The organism is Sulfitobacter sabulilitoris, assembly GCF_005887615.1.
Classification (GTDB): domain Bacteria; phylum Pseudomonadota; class Alphaproteobacteria; order Rhodobacterales; family Rhodobacteraceae; genus Sulfitobacter_E; species Sulfitobacter_E sabulilitoris.
Window position 1 is genome coordinate 385,487 of the sequence record NZ_VANS01000003.1, and the last position, 17,823, is coordinate 403,309.

Sequence of the window (17,823 nt, forward strand, 5' to 3'; positions counted from 1 at the left end):
CCTGTCGTCACGATGCGGCGGCACTACGACCCTGTCGTGACCAATTGCGGCACGATGATTTCCGTGACCGTTCCGTCAAGCGAGTCGGTGATGAGCAACGTGATGCTTTCGAGGGTGCGGTTGAACTGCACCGTGGTGGTGCCGAACGTCACCAGCCCGGCCTCCTGCGGGGAGTTGCCAAAGATCGCGTCGGTGACCTGTCCTGCCAAGGCGGAGAGGAGCCGCCCTTCGAGCTGGCGCACGAAGAGGTCCGCGTCGGACGTGCCGGTCGCTTCGTCCTCGCCGCCGAAAAGCCCGCCGCCCGTGCCGTCGTTGGCATCGCGCGCGGTCGCGTCACGTTGTGCGTTGGCGATCGACAAAAGATGGCCGGAATTTAGCGGGTTGCCGCCAAAGGACGGATTGATGGGCGTATAGACGAGATCCTGCGCTCCGACGGGTCCGCTCAATACAAGGCACAACATCGCTCCGCCAAAATGCCTTGTTTTCAGGCCTGTGTAAAAATCAAACATATCATCCTCATCTGTGCCAGTCGCGTTTTCGCCCGTGAACTGTCGGCTTAAATTAGGTCCGTCTACAATGGATCGGGCCGCGAAAAATGCCGCAGCCGCCCGTCGGATAACATCAATTCCTTGAAACGCAAACGTCGGTAATCATTGAATAATGACCTGTTGCCCCTGCGCCACGCAGCCTTGTCGCCGGGTCAAACCCGGTCATTGTTTCCGATCCCGGCGTGAAAGCGGCTGAAATGTGAGCATCGTTTCACGCGTGAATTGAAACAAGGCTAAAATGTGGCAAAATCCGGCAAAACATTTGCCACCTGCGAATTGAATCAGTACCAGTCTAAGTGGGGGACTGTTTATTTCGGAATAATTACTCAGACATATCAAGATCGTAGTGATCCCCGGAATTGGGCGGTCGCACGGATGTCCCGGACGCGCGGTGTGCCCATCGCGTCGGGCGCGATTTACGTCGGACGACCATTCTGCCCTCGGGACCAAGATTTTCGGTCCGGTGATTTGAAATTGAATAATGAGGTCGATCATGTTTTTTCGCTCCATTGCACTGTCGTGCGCCGTTATCACAGCCTGTGGCGGCGCCGCGTCCATGGCGGCTGCGCAAAGTAGCATCGACAACGATGTCGTCATCGACCAGATCGGCCTCGACAACTCCGCCGTGCTGACCCAAAGCGGCCAGCGCAACTTTGCCGGTTCCGACGCGCTGCCGTTGGTCCAGGACGGAATCTACAACGACCTCGAAATCACGCAGCGCGGGCGCGACAACACGGTCGGTGTCACCGGGACGGGGCTGTTTCAATTCGGTCGCCTGAACAACCGCGACACCTTCAACACGATCGTCATCCTGCAGCAGTCCGACGAGAACCGGATCGGTTCGGTGCGGCAATCGTCGCTGGGGTCGGTCGTCAACGGGGCCAATTCCCTGTCGATCACGCAACAGTCCGGCGACCGCAACAGCGTCCGGTCGGTGCGCCAGATCCAGGAGGCCGGGCAGGCGCCGCAGCAGATTTCGGTGGTGCAGACCGGGCGCGACAACGTCATCGACAGGATCGAGCAACGGTCCAACAGCGTCGGGCGCGACGGGTCCAATTTCATCGATGTGTCCATTCTCGGCGCGGGAAACGGCGGTATCCGCCTGTCCGGCTTCGCCAGCGAGCCGAACGTCGCGGACAGCTCGATCCTGCAAGAGGCCGACACGGTCGATCCCGGCATCTATGGCAACAAGATCGTGCTCAGCATCATTGGCGACGACAACCGCTTCGGCCTGCGGCAGGGCGGGCGGATGAACGACATGGGGCGTCTGGCGATCACCGGAAACCAGAACCAGCTTGGCCTGCGACAGGACGGAACCGAGAACAACATCCAGATGTCCGTGATCGAAGGCGACGGCAACGAGATCGGCATCGACCAGATCGTGACCAACATCGCCGAGGTGAACCTGATCGGCGACAGCGACGACAACCGCGTCTATGCCTTTCAGCAGGGCACCAACACGCTGCTGGCCAGGATCGAGGGCGACACCAACACACTGCGCGTGCGGCAGGATTACCTGAGCGGGCTGGGCGGCGAGAACACGGCGGCGCTGACGGTTCTGGGCGACGACAACTTTGCCGACCTCGAACAGGTCGGCAGCAATGACTTCGTGCTCGGCATCACCGGCGACCGCAACAACGCCGGCGGCCCGTTTACCGGTGTCGCGGCGCGCGGCGGTCTGACGCCCGGCGTCTTTCGCCAGACCGGTTTCCGCAACGACATGGCCATCGCGGTGACGGGCAACGACAACCTGACCGCCGCAACGCAGGCCGGGGTGGCGAACGTGATCGTCGCGGTGATCAGCGGCAATGCCAACCAGGCGGCGATCGTGCAGTCGAGCAACGCAAACATCGCCAACCTGGTCCAGAGCGGCTCTGACAACCGCGCGGGCATCTACCAGAACTGACGCCGCGCTAATCGAAGGAGCGGGCGTAGATCGCCTCCGCCACCTCGTCGGCGGTCTTGAGGGTGCGCACGACCAGCGGCACCAGCACCGCCGAGAGGTTGCGATCCAGGCCGCGCGCCTGCTGCGCCTGCCGGATCTCGGCCAGGACGGACCGCACCAGCGGGATGAACCGCAGGCACAGCGAAATCGCCAGCGCGATGCGCCGTTTTGGCACCCAGCGGGGGGCAAAGTGCAATGCGGCAAGAATGCCATCGACCAGCTCGCTGCTGCGGGTGGTCAGCGTGACCAATGCGGCGGCCAGGATCAGCACGCCAAAGCGCCCCACGACGAATCCGGCGGCGGCGGGGCCCGCGATCCAGACCTGCGCCGCAAAGATCGCCGCCAGCACCCACAGGGCAGGGCGCAGCGCAGCCCAGGCATGGCGCGCCGCCAGCCCGGCCAGCGCGTAACCCGCCAGCACAACTGCGCCAAGGGCGCCCACCAGCCAGCCTGCGTCGACAAGAAACACGCCCGTGCACAGCCCCATCAGGCCCAGGATCTTGGCCAGCGGCCGCACCCGGTGCAGCGGGCTGTCGCCCGGAACATGCAGATCCGTCAGCATTGCGAGCGTGCGATGTAGTCGTCGATCACCGCGCCGGCCGAACCATCCCCGACGATCGCGCCGTCTTCGACATGCACGACACGGTCGAACCCGCGCAGCAGGTCAAGGTCGTGCGACACGACGACCACCCGGTGCGCCAGCGCGTCGATGGCGGCCATGAACGCGCGTTTGTTCCACAGATCCAGCAGCGTGGTCGGCTCGTCCAGCACGATCATGCGCGGATCCATCACCAGCACCCCGGCCAGCGCGATCATCTGCTTTTCGCCGCCGCTCAGCTGATGGGTCAGGCAGGTGCGCAACGGCGTCAGGGCAAAGCGCTCCAGCACCGCGTCGATGCGCGCCGCGATCTCGGCCTTGGGCAGCCCGAGGTTCTTGAGACCGAAGGCAAGGTCCTCCTCCACGATGGGATAGACGATCTGGTTGTCGGGGTTCTGAAACACAAAGCCCACGGCCCGGCGCAGCGCCTTGCGGTCGCATGCCCCGTCCAGTTCGACCGTGCCGCGGGTCGGCGTCTCGATCCCGTTCAGCAGTCGCGCGAGCGTGCTTTTGCCCGATCCGTTGCGCCCGATGATGCCGATCCGGTGCTGGGTCAGGTCAAGGTCGATGCCCCGCAGGATCGGCACGCCGTCCTTTTCGACGTGAACATCGCGCAGCCGGATCATCGCGCGGCGCGATCAGCGCTGCGCGATGATCGGGTAGGACCGCTTGGCCATCACGATCACCCCGGCGGCGATGGCGCATTTCACGAGGTCCCCCGGCACGAAAGGCAGCGACCCTGTCAGCGCCGTGCCCAGCGGAATATCCGCGACCGCCGCCACCCAGGGCACGCCGATGGCATAAAGCACCACCACGCCGCCGACAAAGCAGATCGCAAAGGCCACGGCAAAATTCAGCCGGGTCCAGAACCGTTCGGTCAGGTCGCCGATGACAAAGGCCGCCACGATCCAGCCCAGCAAGAAGCCGCCCGTCGGCCCCAGGAACACGCCGAATCCGCCGCGCCCGCCGGGCAGAAGCGGCAGCCCAATGGCCACCAGCCCCAGAAAGAGCACCAGCGCCAGCGCGCCGCGCCGCGCCCCAAGAACGCCCCCCGCCAGCATGACGCCCAGCGACTGTGCGGTGATCGGCACCGCAATCACCGGCAATGTGATCGGCGGAAACACGGCAAGTGCGGCGACGATCGCGGCAAAAAGGGCAATGAAAACGGTGTCGCGGGTGTCCATGGGGGAAACTCCTTGGGGGGAAGGGGATGGCGTTGGGTTGCGCGGGTTCTATCCACAAACCCCGCCGGGCCGCAAGACGCCGCAGCGCAGCACCCTCAACCGCGCCCAAACGCCTGCGACATCTGCGGCGCGGCAAAGCTTTGCAGGAAATAGTCATGGATCACCTGCATCGGCGCGCTGAATACGCTGGCCTTGCGCCACGCAAGACCCACGTCCATCGTCGGCGGTTCGATGTCGGTGCTGACGGTCTCCAGCCGTTTGCCCTCGAGCGACCAGGGACGATAGACCATGTCCGACAGGATCGTCACACCCTGTCCGTTCGCCACCATCGACCGTACCGCCTCGACCGATGTGGTCCGCAGGATGACATCGGGGCGATAGACCGTCTGGCTCCAGTATTTCATCGTCGTATGCGCGGCCTCGTCCACGGTCAGCATGATATAGGGCTCCTGCGCGATGGCCCCGAACCGCGCCTTGCCCCCCTTGGACAGCGCATGCCCCGTCGGCACCCATAGCCGCCGGGGCGAGCGAAACAGCGTCTCGGTCTCGATATCGGGATTGGCGAGGTTCGAGGTCAGCACCAGCGCCATGTCGAACCGGTCCGACAGCAGCCCTTCTTCGATGCTTTCGCGGTTCAGTTCGTGCAGCCGGATGTCGAGGCCGGGAAACCGCTGTGCGATCCGGTCGAGATGCGACGGCAGGAAATACCCCATCACCGTATAGGTCGCCGCGATGGAGATCCTGCCCTGCACTTCGGCCTGCCGATGCGTCAGCTTGCCCGCCGCATCGACCTTTTCGAGGATCTCCTGCGCGGCGGCCAGCAGCTTGCGCCCCGGCTCGGTCAGCTCCATCCCCTGGGAGGAGCGGTGAAACAGCTCCGCGTCCAGTTCATGTTCAAGATCCTTGATCGCACCCGTCACGGAGGATTGCGAGATCGACAGCACGTTGGCGGCGCGACTCACCTGGCCGGTCTCGGCCGTTGCAATGAAATACTTCAACTGTCGCAGGTTCATCATGCGGGCGACCTTTCCCCTTGTTTTGACTGATCTTTGCGTTCGTAAACTGCCGGAAATTCACGCATAACGAGAATTATCTCGGCGCAACAATCTGAAAAGCTTATATAATATTTTATCCCTCGCCGTATCGGAAAAACCGATAATGCTTCTGCGGAAATAAGAAATATCAATCTGCATATATCTTTGTGATCCTCTGGCCAAGCTTTGGACGGGCCAACTGCGGGGATGAAGCAATGCTGGAAAAAGTCGATCTGAACTGTGACATGGGCGAAGGGTTCGGCCAGTGGACGCTGAGCGAGGCACCCGACGACGAGATCATGGCGCTGATCACCTCGGCCAATGTCGCGACCGGTTTCCATGCGGGCGATCCGATGACGATGGACCGGGTCGTGCGGCTGGCGCAGGAACACGGCGTCGGCCTCGGGGCGCATCCCGCCTACCGCGACCTGCAAGGGTTCGGGCGTCGCTTCATGAAGATGAACGCCGACGAACTGGTCAACGACATCATCTACCAGGTCGGCGCACTGCGCGAATTCGGCCGCCTGCACGGGATCGGCCTGCAACACGTCAAACCCCACGGCGCCCTCTACATGGAGGCGGCGGTCAACGAGGAACTCTCGCAGCTTCTGGTTGACACGATGGCCAGGTCGAGCCCCGACACGATCCTGTTCTGCATGGGCGTCTCGAAAACCTACGAGGTCGCCCGGCGCAGCGGTCATCCGGTGGTGCGCGAATTCTACGCCGACCGGGACTATGACAAGAGCGGCTCCATCGTGTTCGCGCGCAAGGTGGCCCGCCCCAGCGCCGAGGCCATCGCCGAGAAATGCGTGCGCGCCTGCACCCAAGGCAAGGTCAGCACCGTGGACGGCGTCGATATCGACATCGCGTTCGAATCCATCTGCTTTCACTCCGACACGCCCGGCGCGCTGGAGATCGGCAAATCCATCCGCAACGGCCTAACGGAGGCGGGGATCACGATAGCCCCCGCCGCGACCGTCATCGGCACCTGACCCCATTTCACCGAACGGAGGCCAACATGGCTCAGATACTCTCTTCCCTTCCCGGCACATTCTACATGAAACCCGCGCCCGACCAGGACCCCTACAAGGTCAAGGGCGACAGCGTCGAGGTGGGCGACACCATCGCGCTGGTCGAGGTGATGAAAACCTTCGTCGAGATCAAGGCCGAGAGCGCAGGCACCTTTGCGCGTTACGTGGCCGAGGATGGCAAGCCGGTGACCGCCGGCGCCGTCCTGGCGGAGCTGGAGGACTGATCGCGTGAATATCGACCGCCTTTTCATCGCCAACCGGGGCGAAATCGCCGTGCGCATCGTGAAGGCCGCCAAGGCGCTTGGCGTGACCAGCATCCAGGCCTATTCCGAGGCGGATGCCGACATGCTGGCGGTGCGCGAGGCGGACGAGGCTGTCTGCGTCGGCCCGGCGGCGGCGCGCGAAAGCTATCTCGACATCGACGGCATCGTCGCCGCGGCCAAGGCGGCCAAGGCCGACGCCGTGCACCCCGGCTATGGCTTTCTGGCCGAAAGCGCCAGCTTCGCGCGCGCCGTGACAGAGGCGGGGATGATCTTTGTCGGGCCAAGCGCCGGCACGATCGAACGGATGGGCGACAAGGTCGCGGCCCGCGAGGCGGCGATCGCGGCAGGCGTGCCCGTGGTGCCCGGATCGAAGGGCCGCATCGACAGCATCGATGCCGCGGCAGAGGTCGCGAACGAGATCGGCTATCCGGTGATGATCAAGGCCGCCGCCGGGGGCGGGGGCAAGGGTATCCGCATCGCGGACACCGAGGCGGAGTTCCGCAAGCTGGCCCCGCAGGCCAGGGCCGAGGCCGAAGCCGCCTTTGGCGATGGCGGCCTGTATCTGGAGCGCGCGGTGCAAAAGCCACGCCATATCGAGGTGCAGATCATGGGTGACGGCACGCGCGCCGTGCATTTCTTCGAACGCGAATGTTCGCTGCAACGCCGCCGGCAAAAGGTCTGGGAGGAGGCGGGCGCCACCTGCCTTGACGACGCCACCCGCGACAAGCTGTGCGACAGCGCCGTGGCGCTGGCGCGTGCGGTGGACTACTGCGGCGCGGGCACGCTGGAATACCTCTACGACAGCGCCCGCAACGAATTCTACTTCATCGAGATGAACACCCGCATCCAGGTCGAACACCCGGTGACGGAGATGATCACCGGCTTCGATCTGGTGCAGGAAATGATCCGGGTCTGCGGCGGCGACGCCCTGAGCGTGACGCAGGACCAGATCACCCGCAGCGGCCACGCCATCGAAGTGCGGCTGAACGCCGAGGATCCGATGATGCAGTTCATGCCCTTTCCGGGGCAGGTCACATCGCTCAAGATCCCGCAGGGCGACGGCATCCGCTTCGATCATTTTCTCTACGAAGGCTACCAGATCCCGCCCTTCTACGATTCCCTGATCGGCAAACTGATCGTGCATGGCGCCGACCGCGCCGACGCCATCGCGCGCCTGTCGGCGGCGCTGGACGACCTGGAAATCGGCGGCCTGAAAACCACCGCCGCGCTGCACAAGGCGCTGGCGGGCGACCCCACGGTCGCATCGGGCGACTTTCACACCCAGTGGCTCGAGCCGTGGCTGGACGCCGGACACCTGAGCAAAGCAACAGGAGACGCATGATGAAGACCCGCTACACCAATGGGGGCGACGAGCATATCTACGTCGAAATGGACGACGAGATGTCGCTGGACGCCTTTTTCAAATCCCTGTCGATGAGCAACGCCGTTCGCGAGGCGAATATCGAGGGCGTGACCGAAATCTGTCCCGCGAACGCATCGTTCCAGGTGCGCTTTGATCCGGATGTCATTCACCCCGACAAGATGATGGAAAAGGTCAAGGAGCTCGAGCACCGGGCCGAGGACGCGGAAAAGCGTCTGACCACGCGCATCGTCGAAATCCCGGTCTACTACCAGGACCCCTGGACGCACGAGACGCTGATGCGCTTTCGCGAGCGGCACCAGGATCCGACGGGCACCGATCTCGACTATGCGGCGCGGATCAACGGTTACGACAGTGCCGAGGATTTCATCGTGGCGCACCACAGCCAGCCGTGGTTCGTGTCCATGGTGGGCTTTGTCGCGGGGCTGCCGTTTCTCTATCAGCTGGTGGAGCGCGACAAGCAGATCCAGGTTCCCAAGTACCTGAGCCCGCGCACCGATACGCCCAAACAGACCGTGGGCTATGGCGGCAGTTTCTCTTGCATCTATTCGGTGCGCGGCGCGGGCGGCTACCAGATGTTCGGGATCACCCCGATGCCGATCTACGACCCCACGCAGACCACCAGCTACCTCAAGGATTTCCTGGTCTATTTCAAACCGGGCGACATCGTGAAGTGGAAGCCCATCGACCGCGCCGAATACGACGAGATCCTGGCGCAGGTCGAGGCCAATACCTACACCCCGCGCACCGCCGAGGTCGATTTCGACCTCGACGCGTGGAACGCGGACGTTGCCGGCACCAATGCCAAGCTTCTGGAGGCCCTCGACAATGCTTAAGATCATCAATCCCGGCCTTTCGACATCGATCCAGGACCTTGGCCGCCCCGGCTATTTCCACCTCGGCATCCCGATGAGCGGCGCGATGGACCGCTTCGCGCTGCGCGCCGCCAACATGCTGGTGGGCAACCCCGAGGATGCGGCGGGCCTCGAGGCGGTGTTCATGGGCCCCGAGATCGAGTTCACCCAGGACGCCATCGTCGCCGTCACCGGCGCCGACCTGCCCGCCAAGATCGACGGCGACATCCGCGAACCCTGGACCTCGTTCGAGGTGCGTAAGGGGCAGGTTCTCAAATTCGACTACCTAAAGGGGGGCGCGCGCGCCTATATCGCCATCAGCGGCGGCATCGCGACCGAACCCAACCTTGGCAGCCGTGCGACCTATCCCATCGGGGCGCTCGGGGGGATCGACGGTCGCGCGCTGATCGCGGGCGACACCGTGCCCGTGGGCGATCAAGGCAGCACCGCCAGGGCGGGCCGCCGCATCGCCGACGATCTGCGCCGCGGGCCCGGGACACCGGCACGCCTGCGGGTTCTGCCGGGGCTCTACTGGCACCGCCTGACCGAAGCCGCGGGGCAGGGGTTCTTCGACGACGAATGGACCGTCGCCGCCGAAGCCGACCGCATGGGATACCGCTTCAAGGGCGGTCGCAAACTCGAATTCGTGGAGCGCGAACAACCCTTCGGCGCGGGCGCGGACCCCTCCAACATCGTGGATGGATGCTATTCCTACGGGTCGATCCAGGTGCCCGGCGGCACGGAGCCGATCGTGCTGCACCGCGACGCGGTGTCGGGCGGCGGGTATTTCACGCTGGGTGCGATCATTTCCGCCGACATGGACCTGATCGGCCAGTTGCAGCCGCATACGCCGGTCAAGTTCGAAAAGGTCGACATGCCGACCGCACTTGCCGCACGCGCCGACCGCAAGGCGATGCTGCAAAGAATGAGACAAGAGCTCGGCTAAGAGCCCGACAAGACAGAGCAATCAACGTCAACCTTGCCTGACATGGAGGTCAGAACATGAGATACGTCACGACAGTCGCAACCGCAGTGAGTGCAGCCGCATTCCTGCCGCTCGCCGCATCCGCACAGGACGCGTGGTTTCCCTACGACGCGCAGGAGATGACGCCGGCCTTCGCCGCCGACGCCACCCCCGGCAGCATCAGCTACGAGGCCTTGGACAAGGCCGAGAAAGCGTGGAACATCTGCGTGTCCTTCCCGCACATGAAAGACGCCTACTGGCTTGGCGTGGACTACGGCGTGGTGGACGAGGCCAAGCGCCTTGGCGTCAACCTCAACGTGCTTGAGGCGGGCGGCTATACCGAGCTGAACAACCAGATCGGCCAGATCGAGGATTGCGTCGCCGCCGGGGCCGATGCGGTCATCATCGGCGCGATTTCCGCCGACGGCCTGAACAACGTGATCGCGGAAATCTCCGGTCAGGGGATCCCGGTGATCGATCTTGTCAACGGCATCTCCTCGCCCGATCTGGCGGCCAAATCGCTGGTGTCGTTCAAGACGATGGGCGCCGAAATCGGCACCTACCTCGCCGAAAAGCATCCCGCGGGATCAGAGCCGGTCAAGGTCGGCTGGTTCCCCGGACCGGCGGGCGCGGGCTGGGTCGAGGCGGCCAATACCGGCTTTCTCGAAGCGGTCGAAGGATCGGCTGTCGAGGTGCTGGAGCCGCGCTATGGCGACACCGGCAAGGAAACCCAGTTGAAGCTGGTCGAGGATGTGCTGCAGGCCAACCCCGAAGTGCGCTATCTGGCGGGCACCGCCGTGACGGCCGAAGCCGCCCAAGGGCTGATCCGCGAACGCGGGCTGCAGGGCAAGACCGATCTGCTGGCCTTCTACATGACGCCGGGCGTCTATACCGGCATCCAGCGCGGCTTCATCCTGGCCGCGCCGGCCGACAGCATGGTCATCCAGGGCCGCATCGCCGTCGATCAGGCCGTGCGCATCCTTGAGGGCAAGGATTACGTCAAGCATGTCGGCCCCAAGATCTTCGTGGTGGATCCCGACAACATCGACGACGTGGCGCGCACCAACATCCTGCCGCCCGAAGGCTTCTCGCCCGTCTTCACGGTCAGCAACTAAGCCGCTGACCCGGTTCACTTAAATCATACGGGCCGGATCGCTCCGGCCCGTATTTCCGGAGCCCCCCATGTCCTTGATCGAAACCAGGAAACTGACGAAACGCTACCCCGGTGTCGTGGCGCTCGACGCGGTCGATTTCGATCTGGCCGAGGGTGAGGTTCACGTGCTTTTCGGGGAAAACGGCGCGGGCAAATCCACGCTGATCTCTATGCTTGCCGGGGCCAAAGCGCCGACCTCGGGCGACATCTTGCTGAACGGTCAGCCGGTGGCCTTCGCCAGCGTCGCCGACGCCCAGGCCAAGGGCATCTATACCGTCTTCCAGGAATTTTCCCTGATCCCCACGCTGACCGTGGCGCAGAATATCTTTCTCGGCTGGGAGCCCTGCCGCGGCCCCTTTGTCGATCACCGCGCGATGCGTCGCCGCGCCGCCGGGATGCTGGGCGAGCTTGGCTTTGACATCGACCCCAACGCCGTCGTCGCCGGCCTGTCGCGCGCCCAGCAGCAGATGGTTGAGATCACCAAGGCGTTCCACGGCGACCTCAAGGTGCTGATCCTCGACGAGCCGACCGCATCGCTGACCGATCGCGAGGTCGATCACCTGTTCAAGTTCGTCCTGTCGCTGAAGCGGCGCGGCATCGGCATCGTCTATATCTCGCACCGCATCCAGGAATTCATCCGCATCGCCGACCGCATCACCGTGCTGCGCGACGGGGCCAAGGTGGGCACCGTGCCCATGGCCGACACCGACGATGCCGCGCTGGTCGAGATGATGACCGGCCGCGCCATCGACGAGATCTATCCCAGGATCGACGCGGCGCCGGGAGCGGAGGTTCTGAAGGTCGAGGGCCTGCGATCGAAGGGCCTCCATAGCGCGTCGTTCACCCTGCGCGCGGGCGAGGTGCTGGGCGTCGCGGGGCTGGTCGGGTCGGGCAAATCCCGGCTGTTCCGCACGATCATGGGGCTGCTGCCGCGCCACGGCGGGCGGGTGGAGTTGCTGGGCAATGACATCAGCGACGCCAGCACGGCGCAGATCATCACATCGGGGCTCTATTACCTGTCGCCGGACCGCAAGGCAGAGGGGCTCGACCTGGCCAAGACCTCCAACGACAACCTCGGGCTGAACCTCGTGATGGGGGACAAGCTGGGCAAGGGCGGCTGGTTCGTGAACTGGGGCGCCGTGCGCCGCGAGACACAGGCGATTTCCGACCACGTGGAATTGCAGCCCTCCTATCGCACCAAACCCGTGTCGCAACTGTCGGGCGGCAACCAGCAAAAGGTGCTGTTCGGCAAATGCTTCGGTCAGAACGCCGAAGTCTACATCTTCGACGAACCCACGGTGGGGGTCGACATGGGCACCCGTTCGGCACTGTATCTTCTGATCAAGGAACTGGCGGAAGCGGGCAAGGCGGTCGTGGTGATCTCTTCGGACCTGCCCGAGGTGCTGAACCTCGCCAACCGGATCCTGGTCATGGCGCAGGGGCGTCTGAGCGCGGAGCTGACCGGGGCGGACATGACCGAAGAACAGGTTCTCAGATTTTTCTTTGACGAAAGCGGAGCAGTGGTATGACGAGCGAAGTGAAACGCAACGGCGCGGTGCACGCGCTGCGGACCGTGTTTGTCAGGGTCGGCGTCCTGCCGTTTTTCCTTGTCGGCGCGCTGGTGATCTTCACCGCGCTGTCGTCGAAGTTCCTCACGGGGCAGAACCTGGTCAACGTGGCGCGGCAGTCGGTGTACCTGGTGCTGGTGTCGATGGGGCAGATGCTGGTGTTGATTTCCGGCGGCTTCGATCTGTCGGTGGGAACGGCGATCGCCCTGACCTCCGTCGTGTCGGCGCTGGGCATGGTCTGGGCGGCGGGCATTTTTCCCGATGCGGTGTGGATCGCGATCCTGATCGGGACATTCATGGGCTTCGGCGCCGCGCTGATGGTCGGGCTGGTGAACGGTCTGGGCGTCGCCTTTTTCAACGTCTCGCCCTTCATCATGACGCTGGGCGTGTCGTCGGTGGGCGCGGGCTTTGCGCTGTTCCTGACGGGGGGTGTGCCGGTGTCGGGCCTGCCCTTCGCCTTTGCCGATACCTTCGGGTTCGGCAGGCTTTGGGGCGTACCCGTGCCGGTGCTGGTGGCCCTGGCGTGCATCGTGCTGATGTGGCTGTTCATGTCGCGAACGCGGCTGGGCACCCAGGTCTATGCCGTGGGTGGCAACATCAAGGCCGCGCATCTGTCGGCGATCAACACCCGCCGCACGCTGACGCTGGCCTATGTGATCTGCGCGCTCATCGCCTCGCTGACGGGGCTGCTTTTGACCGCGCGGGTGGAATCCGGCGAGGCAAACCTCGGCGGCTCGATCGCGCTGGAATCGATCGCGGCCTGCGTCATCGCCGGGGTGTCCCTGCGCGGCGGCATCGGGCGGGTGGAAAACGTGGTACTGGGCGCGTTCTTCATCGCGCTCTTGCAAAACGGCATGAACCTCGCGCAGGTCAGTTCCTACATGCAGATGGTGTTGCTGGGCTCGCTGCTGATCCTTGCCGTGATCTTCGATCAGCTTCGTTACCGCCTGATCCTCAGCGGCGACTGACGCGGCCCTGACGGGCGGCGACGCGGCGCTGCCCGGCGATCCAGACGTCTTTGACGGCGCGGTCGTCGCCCATCATCAGTGTCGCGAACACCTGTTCCCAGACATCGCGCGCCTCGGCGCTGCGCTGGGCGATGGCGGGGGTCGAGGCCAGGTTGAGCACCACCAGATCCGCTTCCATCCCCGGTGCCAGCGTGCCGATGCAATCCTGCAGATGCAGGCTGCGGGCCGATCCGGCGGTCGCCAGGTACATCAGGTGCGCCGCGTGCAGGGGCGTGCCGCGCAACTGCCCGATCTCATAGGCGGCGGCCATCGTGCGCAACATCGAAAACGACGACCCGCCGCCGGTATCCGTGGCCAGCCCCGCCGGGATGCCGCGCGCCGCCAGCGCCGCCAGATCCATCAGCCCCGACCCGATGAAGGTGTTCGAGGTCGGGCAATGCACCACCGCCGCGCCGACCTCGGCCAGCCGGTCCACTTCGCGCGGCTCCAGGTGGATGGCATGGCCATAGACGCCGCGCGCGCCCAGCAGGCCATGCGCCTCGTAGGTGTCGAGGTAGTCGCGCGCCTGCGGGAAAAGATCGCGCACCCATGCGATTTCGTCGGTCTGCTCGCTCAGATGGGTCTGCATCAGGCAATCGGGGTATTCGGCCCAGAGCGCGCCCAGGGCCTCGAGCTGGTCGGGCGTGGAGGTGGGCGAGAACCGCGGCGTGATCGCATAGCCCAACCGCCCCCGACCCTGCCAACGCGCGATCAGGGCGCGACTGTCGTCATAGGCCGACTGCGCGGTGTCGCGCAGGCCGTCGGGCGCGTTGCGGTCCATGCAGGTCTTGCCCGTCACCGCGCGCAGACCGCGCGACAGGGCCGCGTCGAAAAACGCGTCCACGCTACCGGGGTGGATGGTGGCGAAGGAACTCATCGTGGTGGTGCCGTGATCCAGCGCCAGATCGAGATAGCGGTCCGCGATGCGCGCGGCATAGGCCGGATCGGCCAGCCGCATTTCTTCGGGGAAGGTGTAGATGTTCAGCCAGTCGATCAGCCGTTTGCCCCAGCTCGCGATCATCGCGGTCTGCGGATAATGCACATGCGCATCGATGAACCCCGGAGAGATCAGCGCATCGCCGTAATCCGTCACGGCCACGTTCGGATGGTCGCGCCGCAGCGCCGCGCCGTCGCCCACCGCCGCGATCACCCCGTTCTGAACCAGCACCCCGCCGCCCGACCGGATGCGCGCGACCTCCTCCCAGGGGCGGGTCAGCGGGTTGCCCCATGTCTCGAATGTCTGGCCAAGGATCAGCGTGCTGTGTGTCATGGCCCGTCTTTAGGCCGACGCGCGGCCGCGGTAAATCGAAGCCTGCGCAAAAAACGCATCAGGCGGCGGATTGTAACCGCTCCGGCGCCCGACTAAGGTCCGGCCCAAAGCGAAAGGGTGTGTGATGAGCGACCAGTCAACCGAAGCCGAGCAGGATCGCGACGCGCGCGAGGACGAGGCATATACCCTGTCGCAAAAGGACATCAGCGCGATCCTCTATGCGGTGGAGATCGACGACGCCGCCAAGCTGACGGAACTGATGGAGCCGCTGCACGCCGCCGACATCGCCGACCTTCTGGAGCAGATCAGCGGCTATGACCGGTCGCGGCTGATCCGGCTCTACGATCGTGAATTCGACGGCGAAATCCTGTCCGAACTCGACGAATCGATCCGCGAGGAAGTCATCGCGATCCTGACCCCGCAGGTGCTGGCCGAAGCGGTCCGCGACATGGACAGCGACGATGTCGTCGATCTGGTCGAAGACCTCGACGACACGCAGCAGGCCGCGGTTCTGGATGCGCTCGAGGACAGCGACCGGGTGGCGGTGCAGCAGGCGCTGTCCTATCCGGAATATTCCGCCGGCCGCCTGATGCAGCGCGAGGTCGTGATGGCGCCCGAGCACTGGACCGTGGGCCAGGCCATCGATTACCTGCGCGCCACCCCCGAAGAGGAACTGCCCGACCAGTTCTATCACGTCATCATGATCGATCCGCGCCTGCACCCCATCGGCAACGTGACGCTGGGCAAGCTGATGCGCACCAAGCGCGCCACCCGCCTGATCGACATCATGGAGGACACCTTCAAGGTCTTTACCGCGACCCAGCCCGAAGCCGACGTCGCCTATGCGTTCAACCAGTATCACCTGATTTCCGCGCCGGTCGTCGACGACGAGGGGCGGCTGATCGGCGTCATCACCATCGACGACGCGATGTCGGTGCTGGACGAGGAACACGAGGAGGACATCCTGCGCCTTGCCGGCGTCGGCGAAGGCTCGCTGTCGGACCGCGTGATGGAAACCACCAAGCAGCGCCTGCCGTGGCTGGCCGTGAACCTTGTGACCGCGATTGCCGCGTCGATGGTCATCTCGCAGTTCGAGGCGGCGATCGCGCAGCTTGTCGCGCTGGCCGTCCTGATGCCGATCGTGGCGTCGATGGGCGGCAACGCGGGCACCCAATCGCTGACCGTGGCGGTGCGCGCCATCGCCACGCGCGACCTGACGGGCGCCAACGTCTGGCGGGTGATCCGGCGCGAAGTGCTGGTGGGGCTGGTCAACGGTATCATTTTCGCGGTGATCATGGGCATTGTCGGTGTCGTCTGGTTCGGCTCGCCCAGCCTGGGTTACGTGATCGCCGCGGCGATGGTGATCAATCTCGTGGTCGCGGGGCTTGCGGGCACGGCGATCCCGGTCATCCTCGAACGCGTGGGCGTGGACCCGGCGCTGGCCTCGGGGGCCTTCGTGACGACGGTCACGGACGTGGTGGGCTTCTTCGCCTTCCTGGGCCTTGCGGCGGCTGTCTTGCTATGAGCCCGCTGGCCCTGCGCAAATCCGCCGCCCGCGCGGCGGCGCTGGACCGGCGCAGGCTGGCGCATGCCGCAGCCTCGCGCGATACCGCGGCGGGCGTCCTGTCCGAAGTGCTGGCGGGATACCGCGGCGTGCCCGTGTCGGGCTACATGCCGATGCGGTGCGAAATCGACCCGCTGCCCGCGATGGCCGAAGCGGCGGCCCACGGTCCCGTCGGCGTGCCCGTGATCATGGCCAAGGCGTCACCGCTCCAATTCGCCCGCTGGGAACCGGACATGCCGATGGTCACAGGCACCTTCGGCGCGCAGGTTCCGGCCGCGCCCGAGTTTTTCGAACCCGAACTGCTGATCGTGCCGCTGATGGCGTTCGACCGCGCAGGCGGGCGGCTGGGCTATGGCGGCGGCTTCTATGACCGGACGCTGGAACTCCTGCGCGCACGGCGGCCGACGCTGGCCATCGGCTTCGCCTTTGCCGCGCAGGAAATGGACGACCTGCCGCAAGAGGCGACGGATCAGCTTCTGGACATGATCGTGACCGAAAGCGGCGTGATCGAGATCGACCGGACTTCGGCAAAGGGTTAGGCGGCCCGCGGCGACACCGCGCCCGCCGCCCCCATGACCTCATGGCACAGAAAATGTCGATCCGCCCTTGCCGCGGGGCGCGGCGCGCCCTACCCATCACGCCATGAGATTATTGTTTCTGGGCGATGTCATGGGCCGCGCAGGTCGCCGCGCGATTACCGAGAACCTGGCCCGCTTGCGGACCGGGTGGAAGCTCGACTTCATCGTGGTCAACGGTGAGAACGCCACCTCGGGCGCGGGGTTGTCGGGGGCGCATGCGAAAACCCTGCTGGACGCGGGCGCCGATTGCCTGACGCTGGGCGATCATGCCTTCGATCAAAAGGACATGCTGCGTTTTATCGAACAAGAGCCGCGCGTGATCCGCCCGCTGAATTTCTCGAAAACCGCGCCGGGCAAGGGCGCGCGGATGTTCACCACCAAGACCGGGAAAAAAGTGCTGGTGGCCCAGGCGTTGGGCCAGGTCTTCATGAAACGGCCCTTCGACGATCCGTTCTCGGCGCTGGACCCGGTGCTGAAAACGCATCCCCTGGGCGGACTGGCCAACGCGGTAATCGTCGACATGCACTGCGAGGCGACTTCGGAGAAGATGGCGATGGGCCATTTCTGCGACGGCCGCGCCAGCCTGGTGGTGGGCACCCATACCCATGTGCCGACCTCGGACGCGATGATCCTGCCCGGCGGCACCGGCTACCTGACCGATGCGGGCATGTGCGGCGACTACAATTCGGTGATCGGCATGGACAAGGCCGAACCCCTGCGCCGGTTCATCACCGGCATGCCCAAGGAACGGTTCACCCCCGCCAACGGCGAGGCGACCCTGTCGGGCGTCTATGTCGAGACCGACGACCGCACCGGCCGCGCCACGCGCATCGCGATGGTGCGCGACGGCGGGCTGCTGCAAGCGGCGGCGCCCTGAGGCC

General features: G+C 64.9%; 18 protein-coding genes. 12 read left to right on the plus strand and 6 right to left on the minus strand.

Features of this window, described 5'->3' with window-relative positions; translation table 11 throughout:
• Positions 1 to 23: 23 nt before the first annotated feature.
• On the minus strand, positions 24 to 509 hold the full coding sequence (locus FDT80_RS14090) for a curli assembly protein CsgF (RefSeq protein ID WP_212733859.1): 486 nt from the start codon (positions 507 to 509) through the stop codon (positions 24 to 26).
• A gap of 532 nt (positions 510 to 1,041) precedes the next feature.
• Here FDT80_RS14090 and FDT80_RS14095 point away from each other — a divergent pair.
• Positions 1,042 to 2,454 carry a hypothetical protein gene (locus FDT80_RS14095; protein WP_138662934.1) on the plus strand — a complete coding sequence of 471 codons (1,413 nt, stop codon included), beginning with the start codon at positions 1,042 to 1,044 and terminating at the stop codon, positions 2,452 to 2,454.
• Positions 2,455 to 2,461: 7 nt separating this feature from the next.
• Here FDT80_RS14095 and FDT80_RS14100 read toward each other — a convergent pair whose 3' ends face one another.
• From FDT80_RS14100 to FDT80_RS14115, 4 genes are all read right to left on the minus strand, one after another.
• Positions 2,462 to 3,055, minus strand: coding sequence for an energy-coupling factor transporter transmembrane component T family protein (locus FDT80_RS14100; RefSeq protein WP_138662935.1), 594 nt, complete (start codon positions 3,053 to 3,055; stop codon positions 2,462 to 2,464).
• Positions 3,049 to 3,717 (minus strand): energy-coupling factor ABC transporter ATP-binding protein, encoded by a 669-nt coding sequence (locus FDT80_RS14105; RefSeq protein ID WP_138662936.1) that lies wholly within the window; start codon positions 3,715 to 3,717, stop codon positions 3,049 to 3,051. The genes FDT80_RS14100 and FDT80_RS14105 overlap by 7 nt, the downstream gene beginning before the upstream one ends.
• A 12-nt stretch (positions 3,718 to 3,729) precedes the next feature.
• Complete coding sequence (locus FDT80_RS14110) at positions 3,730 to 4,275, minus strand: biotin transporter BioY (protein WP_138662937.1); 546 nt, start codon at positions 4,273 to 4,275, stop codon at positions 3,730 to 3,732.
• Between the two features lie 95 nt (positions 4,276 to 4,370).
• The gene (locus FDT80_RS14115; protein ID WP_246039961.1) at positions 4,371 to 5,291 is read right to left on the minus strand and encodes a LysR family transcriptional regulator; all 921 of its coding nucleotides are present in this window, start codon (positions 5,289 to 5,291) and stop codon (positions 4,371 to 4,373) included.
• Between the two features lie 233 nt (positions 5,292 to 5,524).
• Between FDT80_RS14115 and FDT80_RS14120 the strand changes: the two genes are divergently transcribed.
• The 8 genes from FDT80_RS14120 (at position 5,525) to FDT80_RS14155 (ending at position 13,491) form a co-directional block, all read left to right on the plus strand.
• The gene (locus tag FDT80_RS14120) at positions 5,525 to 6,301 is read left to right on the plus strand and encodes a 5-oxoprolinase subunit PxpA (protein ID WP_138662938.1); all 777 of its coding nucleotides are present in this window, start codon (positions 5,525 to 5,527) and stop codon (positions 6,299 to 6,301) included.
• A gap of 26 nt (positions 6,302 to 6,327) precedes the next feature.
• Positions 6,328 to 6,564, plus strand: a complete 237-nt coding sequence (locus FDT80_RS14125; RefSeq protein ID WP_138662939.1) for an acetyl-CoA carboxylase — start codon at positions 6,328 to 6,330, stop codon at positions 6,562 to 6,564.
• 4 nt (positions 6,565 to 6,568) lie between these two features.
• Complete coding sequence (locus FDT80_RS14130; RefSeq protein WP_138662940.1) at positions 6,569 to 7,945, plus strand: acetyl-CoA carboxylase biotin carboxylase subunit; 1,377 nt, start codon at positions 6,569 to 6,571, stop codon at positions 7,943 to 7,945.
• Entirely contained in the window at positions 7,945 to 8,820 is an 876-nt protein-coding gene (locus FDT80_RS14135; RefSeq protein ID WP_138662992.1) for a 5-oxoprolinase subunit B family protein, read from the plus strand. Before FDT80_RS14130 ends, FDT80_RS14135 begins: the two co-directional genes overlap by 1 nt.
• Positions 8,813 to 9,784, plus strand: a complete 972-nt coding sequence (locus FDT80_RS14140; protein WP_138662941.1) for a 5-oxoprolinase subunit C family protein — start codon at positions 8,813 to 8,815, stop codon at positions 9,782 to 9,784. Before FDT80_RS14135 ends, FDT80_RS14140 begins: the two co-directional genes overlap by 8 nt.
• Positions 9,785 to 9,840: 56 nt before the next feature.
• A complete protein-coding gene (torT, locus tag FDT80_RS14145) occupies positions 9,841 to 10,917 on the plus strand; it encodes a TMAO reductase system periplasmic protein TorT (RefSeq protein WP_138662942.1) in 1,077 nt (358 codons plus the stop codon).
• Positions 10,918 to 10,984: 67 nt separating this feature from the next.
• Positions 10,985 to 12,484, plus strand: coding sequence for a sugar ABC transporter ATP-binding protein (locus tag FDT80_RS14150; RefSeq protein ID WP_138662943.1), 1,500 nt, complete (start codon positions 10,985 to 10,987; stop codon positions 12,482 to 12,484).
• Entirely contained in the window at positions 12,481 to 13,491 is a 1,011-nt protein-coding gene (locus tag FDT80_RS14155; RefSeq protein ID WP_138662944.1) for an ABC transporter permease, read from the plus strand. Before FDT80_RS14150 ends, FDT80_RS14155 begins: the two co-directional genes overlap by 4 nt.
• On the opposite strand, the gene guaD is transcribed toward FDT80_RS14155, so the two are convergent.
• Positions 13,478 to 14,800 carry a guanine deaminase gene (gene guaD / locus FDT80_RS14160; protein ID WP_138662945.1) on the minus strand — a complete coding sequence of 441 codons (1,323 nt, stop codon included), beginning with the start codon at positions 14,798 to 14,800 and terminating at the stop codon, positions 13,478 to 13,480. The genes FDT80_RS14155 and guaD overlap by 14 nt on opposite strands.
• A gap of 124 nt (positions 14,801 to 14,924) precedes the next feature.
• Here guaD and mgtE point away from each other — a divergent pair, with 124 nt between their 5' ends.
• The 3 genes from mgtE (at position 14,925) to FDT80_RS14175 (ending at position 17,819) form a co-directional block, all read left to right on the plus strand.
• Positions 14,925 to 16,325 (plus strand): magnesium transporter, encoded by a 1,401-nt coding sequence (gene mgtE, locus FDT80_RS14165; protein ID WP_138662946.1) that lies wholly within the window; start codon positions 14,925 to 14,927, stop codon positions 16,323 to 16,325.
• Positions 16,322 to 16,903 (plus strand): 5-formyltetrahydrofolate cyclo-ligase, encoded by a 582-nt coding sequence (locus tag FDT80_RS14170; RefSeq protein WP_138662947.1) that lies wholly within the window; start codon positions 16,322 to 16,324, stop codon positions 16,901 to 16,903. The genes mgtE and FDT80_RS14170 overlap by 4 nt, the downstream gene beginning before the upstream one ends.
• Positions 16,904 to 17,006: 103 nt before the next feature.
• The gene (locus FDT80_RS14175; RefSeq protein ID WP_138662948.1) at positions 17,007 to 17,819 is read left to right on the plus strand and encodes a TIGR00282 family metallophosphoesterase; all 813 of its coding nucleotides are present in this window, start codon (positions 17,007 to 17,009) and stop codon (positions 17,817 to 17,819) included.
• Positions 17,820 to 17,823: the final 4 nt, after the last annotated feature.